Raw genomic sequence first — 12,994 nt, forward strand, 5'->3', positions numbered from 1 at the left:
GAGATCACTTGGGGCATATGCATGTCATCGGTTAGTATACGGTGCGTCGCCGGCATCGTCTATCCGGCCGCAGTACCCCGCGCCACAGCTATACAGTACCGGGCGGCATTGTGGCGGCCGATCCAGCTAACAAGGCTTTGTCATCGCGAAGGTGGTACGAGAGTACGGCCAGTTCACGCAGGAACGAGACGTGACGTATGAAAACGCCCGGTGGCGCTCGAAGCGGAACCGGCGCAAAGTTCAGGATGGCCGTGATTCCAGCCTCCACGGCGCGATCTGCCACCGCCTGTGCCGCAGCGGCCGGTACAGCAATAATCGCTAATTGCGCGCGAATCTCGGCGTTGTCACACACCAGGTCCTCAATATCCCGGATCGTGAGATGCCAGAGTACACGGCCAATCTTACCGATGTTGTTGTCAAACACGGCCTCCAGCCGAAAGTTGTGATCCATCAGACCGGGGTAGCCGGCCAGGGCCGAGCCAAGGTTACCGGCGCCTATCAGCACAACCGGCTGCTCGGTATCGACGCGCAGGATGACCGCGATCCGATGGCGAAGGTCGGAAACCTCATAGCCCACGCCCGGTCGCCCAAACTCTCCGAAATAGGAGAGGTCCTTGCGAAACTGCGCGGCATTGATGCCGGTCTGGCGCTCAATATCAGCCGATGATATTGTCGGCGTTTGCGCCTGTTCCAGATCGATAAGGAGCCGCAGATAGGAGGCAAGACGCTCGAGGGTGGGGAGAGGAACTTTGCCTGATGTATTCACAAGTTTGGCGGAGCCGTTTCCGCGGTGGGGAGGAGGCACGGCGCTTCGGAGCGAATACGATGCCGGCTGTGGCCCCGCACTTGCAGTGTACCCCCGGCCAAATTGGAGCGTCAACCAACTTGTGAAATCGTACACAAGCCGGTGGATGCGCGGCAATATGGCAGTTTCAGACGGAGCTCAGCAGCAATGACGAAGGTCGCGTTGGTCGGTGCCGGCACGATGGGTACGATGCACGCCGGACGTTACAGTGAAATCGACGGCGCCGAACTCGTGGCCGTCATGGACATACGTGCCGAGGCCGGTGAAGCGCTGGCAGCCGCTCACGCTGCGAAATCGTTCACAAACTTCGAGGAGATGCTCCGCAGCGTGCGTCCCGATATCGTGGACGTATGCTGCCCGACGCCGTGGCATCGTGATTATGTTGTAACCGCAGCGAACCTTTCCAAAGAGCTTGGTATACGAGGCATCAGCACCGAAAAGCCGATGGCGCGCACACATGGTGATTGCCTTGAGATGTCTGCCGCGTGCCGTTCAGCGGGCGTACCACTTTTTGTGGCGCATGTGGTTCGCTTCTTTCCCGAGTTCGTAACGGCTCGCAGAATGGTTCAAAGCGGCTCGGTGGGCGTTCCGGCGTCCGTTCGGACACGGCGTGGCGGCCCAATGCCATCTGCATGGCGACAGTGGTACAGCGACTTTGATTTGAGTGGTGGATGCGTGCTCGACCTGATCATTCATGATTTCGACTGGCTGCGATGGACGTTTGGCGAGGTTGAGCGTGTCTATGCGTGCGGCCTCGGCGCCTCTCGACTCCCAAATCAGGATTACGCGCTGGTCACGATTCGATTCCAATCCGGAGTTATTGGCCACGTCGAGGGAACCTGGGCAGATCCGGGTGGCTTCAAGGTTACGATCGAGATTGCGGGCGACGACGGTCTTCTGGAATACAACTGCAACCAACCGACCGGAGCACCATTCCGAATGGCGCTGCGCGATGCTACCGGCAGCAGCGGCGGCGTCGCTGTGCCGGAGAGCCCCACGGGTGCGAATCCGTACACGCTGGAGCTTGCGCACTTTTTGGATTCGGTGGAGCGCGGCGTGCCCGCTTCGATTCAGCCCGAGGACGGCGCGGCGGCTGTTGCCATTGCTCTGGCCGCTCTCGAGTCGATCGCCACGGGTCGAGCTGTGTCGCCTGCTGAAACACCGAAGGCTTAGTGCAGGAAGTGACGGACCGCGGTGAAGACCATCGCCATGTTGTGCCGGTTGACCACCTCTATAGTCTGTGAGTCCTTGACGCTGCCGCCAGGCTGAACAATCGCCGATACACCGGCGTCTGCTGCCGCTTGCGGGCCATCAGGGAACGGAAAAAACGCATCACTGGCCAGTACCGCGCCGGCCGCTCGTTCTCCGGCCTGCTGCAGCGCCAGGCGCACAGAGTTAACACGGTTCATCTGCCCCGCGCCTACGCCAATCACGGCTTCGCCTGCCGCCAGAACTATCGCGTTACTCTTAACGTGCCGCACCATTCGCCACGCAAATAACAGGTCGCGCACTTCATCAGCGGTCGGCCGGCGGCTGGACGCGACGGTCAAATCCGACTCGGTGAGCTGGATGTGGTCCGGCTCCTGTACCAGCATGCCGCCGGTAACCCGCTTCATGTCGAAGCCGGTGCGAACCGCTGCCTCACGCCAACCTGCCAGTGTCCCACACTCGAGAATACGCAGTCCGGCGCTCCACTTCTTGCGCTCCTGTAGCGCGCGCAACGCTGCCGTGTGGTAGCCGGGCGCGATGACCGCCTCAAAAAAGTTGTTCGGTCCTGTGATCTCGAGCGCGGTCTCTTCATCCACCACGTGGGTGAGGGCAAGGATTCCACCAAACGCAGAGATCGTGTCACCGGATCGTGCCTGACGAAACGCCTCGGCCAGCGAATCGGCCACGGCAGCCCCACATGGGTTGGCGTGTTTGATGATCACGGCGGCAGGCCGTTCGCAGTCCGCAAGCTCCTTCGCGGTTTCGAGAGCGCCATTCAGGTCGTACAGATTGTTAAAGGAAAGCTCCTTGCCGTGCAGCTGCACCGCGTTGGCGATGCACGGCTCTGTTACGCCGCCGACGCGATAGAACGCTGCACGCTGATGTGGATTCTCGCCATAGCGGCAAGCCTGTGCCAGCTGCAACCCTAGCGATAACTCGCGCGGCCAACCCGAGTCGGCCGGTACGCCGTTGCGGCGCAGCCAGGTACTGATCGCCGCATCGTACCGGGCCGTGTGCTCAAACGCGCGGACTGAGAGCTCCTGCCGCGTATGCGCAGTAGTGGTTCCCCCATTTTCGTATATCTCGTGCTCCACAATCTTGTAGTCGTCCGGGCTAACGACCACAGTTACGTAACGCGAGTTCTTTGCGGCAGAACGGATCATCGCGGGACCGCCGATATCGATGTTTTCAATGGCCTCCGCTAGAGTGACGTCTGACCGATCGACCGTTGCTTCAAATGGATAGAGGTTGACGCAGACCAGATCGATGGTCCGGATACCGTGCGCCGCCAGTGCATCAACGTGCGCGGCATCGTCACGCACGGCGAGCAATCCGCCATGGATTACCGGATGAAGCGTCTTGACCCGGCCGTCCAGCATTTCCGGAAAGCCGGTAAGATCCTGGACTTGCGTTACCGCTATTCCATGCTCCATTAGCGTCTTGGCGGTACCGCCGGTTGAGACAATCTCATACCCGCACTCTGTGAGTGCGGCTGCGAACTCCGGCAAGCCACGCTTGTCGGACACGCTGAGGAGTGCAACGCGACGATTCTGATCGGTTTCGGGTCCTGATGGCATAACAACCTCCCAAGGTAGGAATAGGTGCCCGTACAACGCAACAGCGCCCGGGCTCTATCGGAAAAAAGGCCCAGGCGCGCGGCAAATGCGTCTCCTTGCGCGACACCAGAGTGCTCTCTGTTTACGCCAGCCGCGCGAGGTTGAGTTTGATGGTATGAGCGAATTGTACCCGCGCCCGGGGGAATAACCCGCTCAGAAGTGAATGCCGATTTTGGCTTCACCGGTCAGCGCGGTTCGCGACGGATCGGGAACACCACTCTCGGACCAGGTCTGCATGCCCCCGGTAAGAGAGAGGTCAAACAGGCTGCCGAGTTGGTGTGTAAATCCAAACGTGTAGTTCACGTTTCCGTTATAGGCGGATCCAAAGGTCTCCTGTGAACTCACGCCCGCACTCAGCGCATCCCAGCGTGTAAACTTGACGCCCAGGGCCAGGGCCAGGTTGCGCGCGAGGGAGCTGGCAGCACTGGCCGCGCTGTACGTGCCCGTGAGAGACACCGAACCAACGTTGGCCGTCATTCCGAGCGAGTTGGTTGTGCCCGGCTGCGCTGATAAATCGCTGGACGATGGGTTAGCCGCGGTCGCACCGGTGATGGAGAGGCCGTGAGATGGAGCCAGCGTCCAGCCGAGATCCCACGAGTCGAGAGCATTTGGCTCGCTGCCGCCGGGCCCACCGGCCGCGAAACGAAGCCGTGCGCCACCCTGTAGTGAGAGGTAGCGAAACGGTTGCGTGTTGGCATTGAGCACGCCAACTGTCAGATTGCCTGCCGCGCCGGAGTTCGCCTCGATGCCGCCACTTAGCGAGGCACGGGAGCGCCAAAGTCCCGGCAGCGTTAGAATGGCGCTGCGTGAATGCGATCCGCCCGAAGGCAGGTACTGATCCTGCATCCCTGCAGTAAGCAGAATGCTGCGATTTCGGCCAAATGGTGAGGCCGTTATGTTCAACGTGTCGTTCAGACCGTTCGTGCCGGCCGTTTGCGTTGCGCCGAGCGCACCGCTGAGGTTAAGCTCCGGCGATACCACGGAGGATATCGATAGGCCGGTCGCCTGCGACCTACTCGTGGCCGAGCCGCCCTGCGCCGTCGTTGCCTGGCTGTTTGAAAAGGTCAACCCTGCCTGTGTGGATGGGGAGAACTTCTGCTGCAAGCTTGCCGTGTTGCTCAGCGAAGTGGTCTCGGTGGCGCCACCGCCCGTGCTGGACGAGCTCGACGAGAGCTGTAAGGCCGTTGCACTCTTTGGTGGCGCCAACGAAAGTGAAACCGTGCGCTGGGTGGATGGCGCGACTGCGGCTCCCGAGCCGGCGGACGCGATTGACGTGACGCTGGTCTGTTGTGCACTCAACGATATTCCGCTGAGAAGCGAGTAGGTGCCTGCCGCAGTGAACACGCCTGCGCCGGGTCGAAGCGATGGATCGGCGCCTCCGGCCGCCCGGCTGCCTGCAGCGGAATAACCGAGTGTGAGCTGCAGGCGATGGAGATTTGCCTGGTCTAACAAATGCAATCCGCCAGCCTGCGACACGGTTCCAGCGCCGCTGTTCAGGAAAAGTCCGCCGCTAAGTGTGTTACCGCGGAATACCTGCGAACTACCGGTAAGGGCGAACGGGGTCGGGCTGCCGGCAGAACCCATGGCCGCTCCACTGTGGAGCTGCGCCGTGAGAGTCAATCCGCCAATCCCGAGAGAGAGCGGAACCTGCGGCGGACCCGGATTACGTGAGGCATACAGGGGATCGTATTCGTATATAACGCGCGCTACGTCCGATGCTCCCAGAGGAGTTACAAAAGTGATGGTGCCGGCGTCTGGATCCACGTCGTAATCGGTGCCGCGCATCAGTGTTTGGCTATCACGAGTGACCGTCTCTGTGAACGGCTCGAGCCCACGCCAGGTAAGCGTGTATGGCCCGGATATACCGCGCCCGAGTATGAGGTCGGTCTGCACTGTCCCACCAGCCGTGCCAACCGCGAGCGCGTACGGGGCCATTGCGCCGGCACTCGGGGCGGGCGCGCCAAAGTCATAACTCTGGCCGGAGCCGGACTGCGCAGAGGCCACGCCGAACGCGGCCGCCCACAGAGCGGCTGCCAGGGTGAAATGTGGGATATACCTGACCATCGTATCTAGTTTGACACTCTAATGCCCACCGTGTTGCGGGCGAGCCGCTTGGAAACACCGTCGTCGGTTACTACTACGTTGCGCAACAAGGTTTATCGTCAGCGCGGAACGAACTACTGGCGAGACACATGCAAGCGTGGCAGGAGGCCGTTGAATGCGAGTTATGGTTTGGTGCGACATGGAAGGCGTGGCCGGCATATCGGTGTGGGATCAGGTCAACGGTGGCGCGCCGATGTACGAGGAGGGACGACGCCTTTATACCGCGGAGGTAAACGCTGCCGTCCGCGGCTGTAAGAAAGCCGGCGCAACCGATATCGTGGTGGTTGATGGGCACGGCGCGGGCGGCGGATGGAGCTTCAAGAGTCTCATACCGGAGCAGCTTGATTCCGACGCCGAGTATGTTCTGGGCTACCGTTGGGCACGCTACATTGTGCCCCTTGAACAGGGTTGTGACGCGGCCCTGTTTGTTGGAGCCCACGCCATGGCTGGTACTCCGGACGGCGTGCTATGCCATACCGTATCGTCGCAAGCATGGTACAACGCCACTATCAACGGTACATTGGTGGGCGAGTCGGGGATTATTGCCGCGATATGTGGCGATTTCGACTGTCCTGCCGTTTTCGTGAGCGGAGATTCGGCCACGTGCCGTGAGGTAAAGGCACTGCTGGGCAGCGAAGTGGTGGAGGCGCCGGTGAAGGTGGGTATCGACCGTTACTCGGCGCGTCACCTCTCCGGCTCGGCTGCCTGCGATCTGATTGAGGAGCGCGTGGCCAACGCGCTGACGCTCCATCACTTTCCCAAACCGCTGAAGTTTGGTTCGCCGGTAGAGTTTGCGGTCGAGCTGGCGACTCCCGATCGGGCTGCCGACTTTGTTGGCAAGCCCGGCGTGGAGCAGACCGGTGCGCGGACCGTGGTTTCGCGCTCCACCACCTTCTGGGGCGCTTGGGACCAGTTCTGGTATCATTAAACGCCACACCGCTATGGAGCCGAGCGTGATGCCAACGCCTTTGGCGCTTGAACCGGAACTTCCGCTCTCCGAGCGCATCTTCTGCGCGCTGGATACGGATTCCATGAACGAGGCGTTGAGATTGGTGCGACTGTTGTCACCCATTCTCGGAAGCTTCAAAGCGGGCCTGCAGCTACTCAGCGCCGTCGGGCCGTCCGTGGTGGACGAACTCATTGGCGCCGGCGCAAGGCGCGTATTCTGCGATGCCAAGCTGTGCGACATTCCTAATACGGTTGCCGGCGCAATGCGTGCTCTGGCCCGTACTTCAGCGTACTGCGTTACCGTGCATGCGAGTATCGGAAGCGAAGGGCTTGAAGCAGCCGTAGCCGCAGCCGCGACGGGCCCTGATGGCGGCCCGCGGGTATTGGCCGTCACGCTGCTGACCAGCATTTCGGAACAGCGGCTCAACAACGAGCTTGGCGTGCCGGGCGCCGCGCGCGAGCACGTGAAACGGATGGCTCAAATCGCGGACCGATCCGGCTGCCACGGCGTGGTGGCATCACCACTCGAGATTGCCGCAGTTCTCGAGGCAGTAAGCACACCGGGCTTTCTCGTTGTAACGCCTGGGGTAAGACCGCTCGGCTCCGAAACTGGTGATCAGGCCAGGGTACTGTCTCCGGCGGCAGCCATGGCCGCCGGCGCAAGCTTTCTGGTGATTGGCCGGCCAATTACCGGTGCGGCAGATCCGGTACAGGCCGCTGCGGCGATCATCTCAACCATCGAAACGGAATCTCTTCCGCGACTACAGGCAAACCATTGATTCTTCTCGCAATACTCGCAGGTCTGCTCCAGACCGTCCAAAACCCACTTGGGACACCTATCGACGGTCCGGGATCAACGCTGTCACTTGCCAGGCGCATCGCGCTGCCGAATTCTCCAGCCATGCCATATGGACTGCAGTTGATGGCGCGGTTCGATCTGCTGCCAACTCTCCGCGACACACGATGCGTTCAGGACTCGAGTTACGATCGAAGCGGCGGTAATGGGGATTCTGGCAACTTCTTCGCGCGCAAGGGAAACGTGGCTGTTTTGGCAGATATCCGAGGCCCTGGTTGCATCTACCGATTCTGGTCAGCCAATGCACAGGGCCGGCTCCGAATATACTTCGATGGTCAGAAGGCGCCGACCATCGATTGCCCGATGCAAGACCTGTTTCTAGGCAAGGTGGCTCCGTTCGTCCAACCGCTCGTCGGCCACAAAAGTGGCGGCTTCTATTGCTACTTTCCCATGGCGTTTCAAAAGCACTGCAGAATCGAGGTAACAGATCCTGGCAGTCTCTACTACCATGTGCAGTACCAGCTGTTCCCCGACAATCAGCGAATTCGAACGTTTACCACAACGCTGACGCGGCCGGACCAGTTGGCTCTGCAGACGGTGCTGGCTCAATGGAACCACCTTGGCAGCGATCCCAAACCGCCTCCGGCCGGTGAACTCATGCTCAGTGGCACCGTTGCCGCGGTGGCAGGGCAAGACATGCAGTTCGCACGGATTGATGGGCCGGCGGTAATCGACGCCATCCGGATGCGTGTTCTGCCGGCAAACCGGTTTACGCTGCGCCAAACGGTATTCAGCATCAACTGGGATGGAAGCGCGACGCCAGCGGTTCAGGCTCCTATCGGTGACTTTTTTGGTTCCGGCCTTGGCGACGTTCGATTTGCCGCCATGCCGGATGCGATGACCGACCAGGGATACGTATGCTATTGGCCGATGCCGTTTTCGTCAGCAGCTGCCTTCAAGCTTCACAACTATGCTCCCGGTGGGGCTTTGGAGGTGCAGTGGCAGATCCAATACCATAAAACCGACGCGCCGCCCAAGGGCGAGGGCTGGTTTCAGGCGCAGTGGCATCGCGAGACCACGGTCGCCGGCCATCCGTTCCACATTCTGGATACCGATGGGCGCGGCCAGTACGTGGGGGAGCATACCGATATGCAGGGTGACCGCGGAATCTGGTTCCTGGAGGGTGACGAACAGATATGGGTAGATGGAGATACGTTCCCATCTATCCATGGGACCGGCACAGAAGATTTCTATACGGCCGGGTGGTACTTTGACGAGGGCACGTTTAACGAAGCGTACCACGGCTGCGTGGTTAAGCAGGAAGCAATATCGCGAGTTGGCGCTTACCGCTACCAGATACAGGATTGCGTACCGTTTCAGCACCACATCCGGGTGAACATTGAGCACGGTCCTGAGAACGACTATCCAGGCGCTGACTACTCCTGCGTGGCGTACTGGTACCAGGATACGCCTGGCCACACGTGGTCGCCGATTGACCCTACGCAACTCACGCCGCCACGTCTGAAGCTGGCAGGCGTGATTGAGGCTGAATCGCTGGGCTGGAGTGGTGGCAGTACCCAGCAGATGTCGGATGACACCTTTGCGGCGCAGGCCAGCGGCGCAAAGGTTGAGAGCGTGGCGGGTGGGCCGGCCATCGCGACAATAAACTCCCCTGCGGCCGGCGTTTCTCGCGTCACGCTTTCGATGATGGACGCCTCCGATGCGGCCCATACATTTGACGTATCGGTCAACGGCGGACCCATGCAGAAGGTTGGCACAACGGCCGATCCCGATGTACCGGGCAGACTGACTGCTTCTTTCGGAGGCCTGCTGGCGTCCGGCGCCAACAAACTGACCTTCACCGTGCCGACGGGCGGCGCAGTCTACCTCGACTATTTGCAATTGGATGCAGCACCGCATGAAAAGGGAGTGGCCGAGGCAGAGGACTACCTTTCCTCCGTGCATCCATCGGCGGGTACGACCGTAAGCCGTGTTGATAAAGTTGGGTCGAACTGGAGCGGATGGAGTGCTTTGCAGTGGTCGGCATTGCGAGGCAACTCTTCGCTAAGCCTTCCGTTTGAGGTACACACCGCGGGCAGCAAGAGCATCCAGCTCGGTGTAATCCAGTCACCGCTGGAGGGCAAAACCCAGGTTTCAATCGATGGGTTGCCTGCGGGCACGTTCGGGCCGCTTCCGGCCACGTGGGCGGGTACTTCACACCGCATGTTTCTGGGCCAGATGAACCTCAGCACGGGCGAGCACTTGCTCACTTTCGCACGTCGGATCGGGTCCACAATACCGCTCACACTGGACTACTTTGCGGTGAAGTCGGGCAAGTATCCATTCAGCGTGGAGGCGGAGGATCTCAAGGTGCTCAGCGCTGATGGCGGCGATGCGAGCACGCAGCAACTGCCCTCCCCGGACCACGCGTGGAGCGGCGATGCGCAGTTCTGGTTCGTGGCGGATCATCCAAATGCGTCGGCGACGCTCCAGCTGCCTGTGGCTGCGCCTGGTAAATACACGCTGGTCGTATACTTCACTACGGCAAAGGACTATGCCCAGGTACAGACGCTGGTGGATGGCGCGCCCGTAGGTCCGGTGGTCGACTGCTACACGCCAACCGTCAGGCCAAAGGGCCGTACCGTACTTGGTGAGGTGACGCTTTCCGCTGGCGATCACAAGATTACCTTCCGCGCTGCCGGGAAAAATGCTGCATCCACCAACTATCTGATTGGAGTAGATGCTATCGGACTTGAACCCGTGAAGTGAGTGAAGAGTTCGTATGCGTTTCAGCCGCCATGACGGAGGCGGCCGGCGAACGGCTGGGCCGCGAAGCCGAGGCGGGTGACCTTATCGGCCTACAGGGCGGCATTGGTAGCGGAAAGACAACATTCGCTCGCGGTATCGCCCGGGGGATCGGCATCGAAGCGAGTGTTACCAGCCCTACATTTACTCTGGTTAACCAGTACTCCGGGCCTATCGCCATGCTGCACGTAGACGTATGGCGATTGGACGATGCCGACGAGGTTCTTTCGTATATCGAGGCGCAGACAAACGCGCCCGCGATCACCGTTGTCGAGTGGTCCGACCGGCCCTCCGCCAATTTGCTTCGGCCGGATGTGACCATCCGGCTGGTACAGGGCGATTCACCGAATAGTCGCCTTCTTACCGCCGTCACGAATACCGCGCGTGGGATAGCCCTTGCGACCGCACTGCGGGCATCCGCGTAGCGAACCACGGAACTCATGCCACGTGTTACCGATGCACCACGCCGGTCCATTGCCGGAATGCCGTGTCATACAAGAGCGGAGAATTGATCAGTATGCCCGCACCGAAAGTGCTCGCACTTGAGACCTCAGGTGAGATCTGCTCTGTTGCTGTAGCCGTCGGTGCGTCTCTTCAATGTGAGCACACATTCAGCCACCGCATGACGCTTTCGATACGCCTGATGGGGGTTGTTGACACTGTACTGGAGTGTGCAGGTGTCGAGCTTTCAGATCTGGACGCGCTGGCGTGCGACGTAGGGCCCGGCTCGTTTACCGGGGTACGGATCGGGGTTGCTGCCGCTGCGTCACTCTCCATGGCCACCGGGTTGCCGGTATATGCGGAAACGGCCTTAGGCACGGTGGCGGCGCGGTTGATCGGTACTGGCTTGAGTGAGGTAGTTGCTGTTGTTCCACACAATCGCGGTGCGGTATCGGCCCAAAGGTTTCGCAATGGTGTGGAAGCCATAGGCCCTCCGGAAGCGATCGCCTTCACCGAGTTCGCTCGCTATCTCGGAACGCAAAACGATGCGGTGGTGCTCTGCGGGCCGGGCGCAAGGTCCACTTTGCCGCATCTTCACACGGGCATACGCATAGCTGCCGAGGAGTGTCCGCAGGCACGGGAGATTGCGATCCGTGCGGCCCGCCGAATTACCGGTGGCGAAAGCGGACTGGACCCGGAAGAGCTACGTCCGGTGTATATAGCGCCGCCAGCGATATCCACGCCAAAGGCTGTGGTCGGGCCGCGTCAGGCTCCGCCGCCGAGCGCCTGACGAACCAGGTCCGGGATTTGACTGGGAGCATCGGCGATGACAACGCCCGCTGCTTGAAGTGCCGCAACCTTGGCCGCCGGCGTGCCGGATGATCCGGAGATAATGGCGCCGGCGTGGCCCATTCGCTTACCCGGTGGCGCGGTGCGGCCGGATATAAAGCCGACGACGGGCTTCGTCATCGTGCGGATGTATGGCGCGCAATCCTCCTCGTCGCTCCCACCTATCTCGCCTACAAGCACTACTGCCCGGGTCTGCGGATCTGCTTCAAACATCGGCAGCACATCCCGGAACTTGGTTCCAATCATTGGATCACCACCGATTCCTACGCCGCTCGATTGGCCCAAGCCGGCGCGCGTCAGGCCATCGGCGATTTCGTAGGTAAGGGTGCCGCTCCGCGACACCAACCCGACCGGCCCTGGCGTGAAAATCTCCCCCGGTATGATGCCGGCCTTGCAGATGCCCGGGCTTATGAGGCCGGGACAGTTAGGCCCGATGAGGCGTACGCCGTTCTTCATCCGCAGTACCGCATTGACCCGTATCATATCCTGGGTCGGTACGTTCTCAGAGATGCACACGATCAGGCGGATTCCGGCGTCGGCAGCTTCCAGAATAGCATCCGCCGCATTGAGTTTGGCCGGTACGAAGATCACGCTGGTATTTGCCTCGCCGGCAGCCACTGCTTCACGCACCGTGTCGTACACCGGCACGCCCTGAGCCGACTGTCCGCCCTTACCGGGTGTAACTCCTCCAACGACATTCGAGCCGTAGGCAATCATGTGGGCCGTGTGAAACCCACCATCACGCCCGGTGATGCCCTGCACAATCATTCGCGTCGATGCGTCAATCAGAATCGCCATTTACCTAGTTTGCTCCTGTGTCGCGTCCACCGTCACATCACCCATCAAAACGCCGTCGGAATCGTAAAACCCCACGTCCGGCGCAAATGCGATACCGCTGCAGGCACCGGCCACCACTTGTACAAGGTCGGCAAACGCATCCCAGGCAGGATGATCGTCATCGGCTGTCATCGCAGGCATCACGGCAACGGTAACCACCGAATTCACCGCCAGAAGCAGTGGCAGCAACTCAGCCTGAAGGTCGCGATCGGTAGACCTGTTCAGCCAGACGCACGCTGCCGCAACTGCTGTTTGAGCCGCCTCGTCGGTCGCAACCGCCCCACGTTCCAGATACCATGTGTCGTGCACCTCAGGCTCTTCCCAACGCACAAACGCTGCTTCCCAGTCGGAGGATGCAAGCTCGGCAGGTGTTGCCGGTCCAGCGCCGGAGACCGAAAAACTGACGGGCATGTCTGAGGCGTGAAGAGTACCCAGCAACATCTCGAGGGTGGGGTTCGGGCCGGCAGGAGCGAACACATATATGGTTCCTGGATCGAGCATCGTGGTATCAGCGCCCCGAACCGGCCGGTAACGAGATTTGGATTATACCTGCCGAGATGTCCGCCGTCCGCCGGCGTTGTTGCG

At 60.7% G+C, this 12,994-nt stretch carries 11 protein-coding genes; 6 read left to right on the forward strand and 5 right to left on the reverse strand.

What is annotated here, in order from left to right; all coding sequences use genetic code 11:
- Positions 1–88 precede the first annotated feature (88 nt).
- Positions 89–766 carry a redox-sensing transcriptional repressor Rex gene (locus KGJ62_04660; GenBank protein ID MDE2125861.1) on the reverse strand — a complete coding sequence of 226 codons (678 nt, stop codon included), beginning with the start codon at positions 764–766 and terminating at the stop codon, positions 89–91.
- A 186-nt stretch (positions 767–952) separates the two neighbouring features.
- Here KGJ62_04660 and KGJ62_04665 point away from each other — a divergent pair, with 186 nt between their 5' ends.
- A complete protein-coding gene (locus KGJ62_04665) occupies positions 953–1,978 on the forward strand; it encodes a Gfo/Idh/MocA family oxidoreductase (protein MDE2125862.1) in 1,026 nt (341 codons plus the stop codon).
- On the opposite strand, the gene purH is transcribed toward KGJ62_04665, so the two are convergent.
- Together purH and KGJ62_04675 are read right to left on the reverse strand one after the other, a co-directional pair.
- Positions 1,975–3,591: a bifunctional phosphoribosylaminoimidazolecarboxamide formyltransferase/IMP cyclohydrolase gene (gene purH / locus KGJ62_04670; GenBank protein ID MDE2125863.1), complete on the reverse strand. Its 1,617-nt coding sequence runs from the start codon at positions 3,589–3,591 to the stop codon at positions 1,975–1,977. The two genes, KGJ62_04665 and purH, sit on opposite strands and share 4 nt — an antisense overlap.
- Before the next feature lie 192 nt (positions 3,592–3,783).
- The gene (locus KGJ62_04675) at positions 3,784–5,565 is read right to left on the reverse strand and encodes a hypothetical protein (protein MDE2125864.1); all 1,782 of its coding nucleotides are present in this window, start codon (positions 5,563–5,565) and stop codon (positions 3,784–3,786) included.
- 283 nt (positions 5,566–5,848) lie between these two features.
- On the opposite strand from KGJ62_04675, the gene KGJ62_04680 reads away from it, so the two are divergent.
- The 5 genes from KGJ62_04680 to tsaB all read left to right on the forward strand — a co-directional run bounded on the left by KGJ62_04680 (position 5,849) and on the right by tsaB (position 11,513).
- On the forward strand, positions 5,849–6,661 hold the full coding sequence (locus tag KGJ62_04680; protein MDE2125865.1) for a M55 family metallopeptidase: 813 nt from the start codon (positions 5,849–5,851) through the stop codon (positions 6,659–6,661).
- A 28-nt stretch (positions 6,662–6,689) separates the two neighbouring features.
- Complete coding sequence (pyrF, locus tag KGJ62_04685; protein ID MDE2125866.1) at positions 6,690–7,460, forward strand: orotidine-5'-phosphate decarboxylase; 771 nt, start codon at positions 6,690–6,692, stop codon at positions 7,458–7,460.
- Entirely contained in the window at positions 7,457–10,246 is a 2,790-nt protein-coding gene (locus KGJ62_04690; GenBank protein MDE2125867.1) for a DUF2961 domain-containing protein, read from the forward strand. Before pyrF ends, KGJ62_04690 begins: the two co-directional genes overlap by 4 nt.
- Positions 10,243–10,707: a tRNA (adenosine(37)-N6)-threonylcarbamoyltransferase complex ATPase subunit type 1 TsaE gene (gene tsaE / locus KGJ62_04695; GenBank protein ID MDE2125868.1), complete on the forward strand. Its 465-nt coding sequence runs from the start codon at positions 10,243–10,245 to the stop codon at positions 10,705–10,707. Before KGJ62_04690 ends, tsaE begins: the two co-directional genes overlap by 4 nt.
- Before the next feature lie 92 nt (positions 10,708–10,799).
- On the forward strand, positions 10,800–11,513 hold the full coding sequence (tsaB, locus tag KGJ62_04700; protein ID MDE2125869.1) for a tRNA (adenosine(37)-N6)-threonylcarbamoyltransferase complex dimerization subunit type 1 TsaB: 714 nt from the start codon (positions 10,800–10,802) through the stop codon (positions 11,511–11,513).
- Here tsaB and sucD read toward each other — a convergent pair.
- Together sucD and KGJ62_04710 are read right to left on the reverse strand one after the other, a co-directional pair.
- Positions 11,489–12,370, reverse strand: a complete 882-nt coding sequence (gene sucD / locus KGJ62_04705) for a succinate--CoA ligase subunit alpha (protein MDE2125870.1) — start codon at positions 12,368–12,370, stop codon at positions 11,489–11,491. The two genes, tsaB and sucD, sit on opposite strands and share 25 nt — an antisense overlap.
- Positions 12,371–12,886: a hypothetical protein gene (locus tag KGJ62_04710; protein MDE2125871.1), complete on the reverse strand. Its 516-nt coding sequence runs from the start codon at positions 12,884–12,886 to the stop codon at positions 12,371–12,373.
- Positions 12,887–12,994: the final 108 nt, after the last annotated feature.

This window comes from Armatimonadota bacterium (genome assembly GCA_028871815.1).
Lineage (GTDB): Bacteria > Armatimonadota > Chthonomonadetes > Chthonomonadales > Chthonomonadaceae > REEB205.

Excerpts from the sequence above, each read along its gene's own strand:
- purH (MDE2125863.1), bottom strand. The coding sequence starts at position 3,591 with ATGCCATCAGGACCCGAAACCGATCAGAATCGTCGCGTTGCACTCCTC.
- sucD (MDE2125870.1), bottom strand. The coding sequence starts at position 12,370 with ATGGCGATTCTGATTGACGCATCGACGCGAATGATTGTGCAGGGCATC.
- KGJ62_04680 (MDE2125865.1), top strand. The coding sequence starts at position 5,849 with ATGCGAGTTATGGTTTGGTGCGACATGGAAGGCGTGGCCGGCATATCG.
- KGJ62_04675 (MDE2125864.1), bottom strand. The coding sequence starts at position 5,565 with ATGGCCCCGTACGCGCTCGCGGTTGGCACGGCTGGTGGGACAGTGCAG.
- pyrF (MDE2125866.1), top strand. The coding sequence starts at position 6,690 with ATGCCAACGCCTTTGGCGCTTGAACCGGAACTTCCGCTCTCCGAGCGC.
- KGJ62_04665 (MDE2125862.1), top strand. The coding sequence starts at position 953 with ATGACGAAGGTCGCGTTGGTCGGTGCCGGCACGATGGGTACGATGCAC.
- tsaB (MDE2125869.1), top strand. The coding sequence starts at position 10,800 with ATGCCCGCACCGAAAGTGCTCGCACTTGAGACCTCAGGTGAGATCTGC.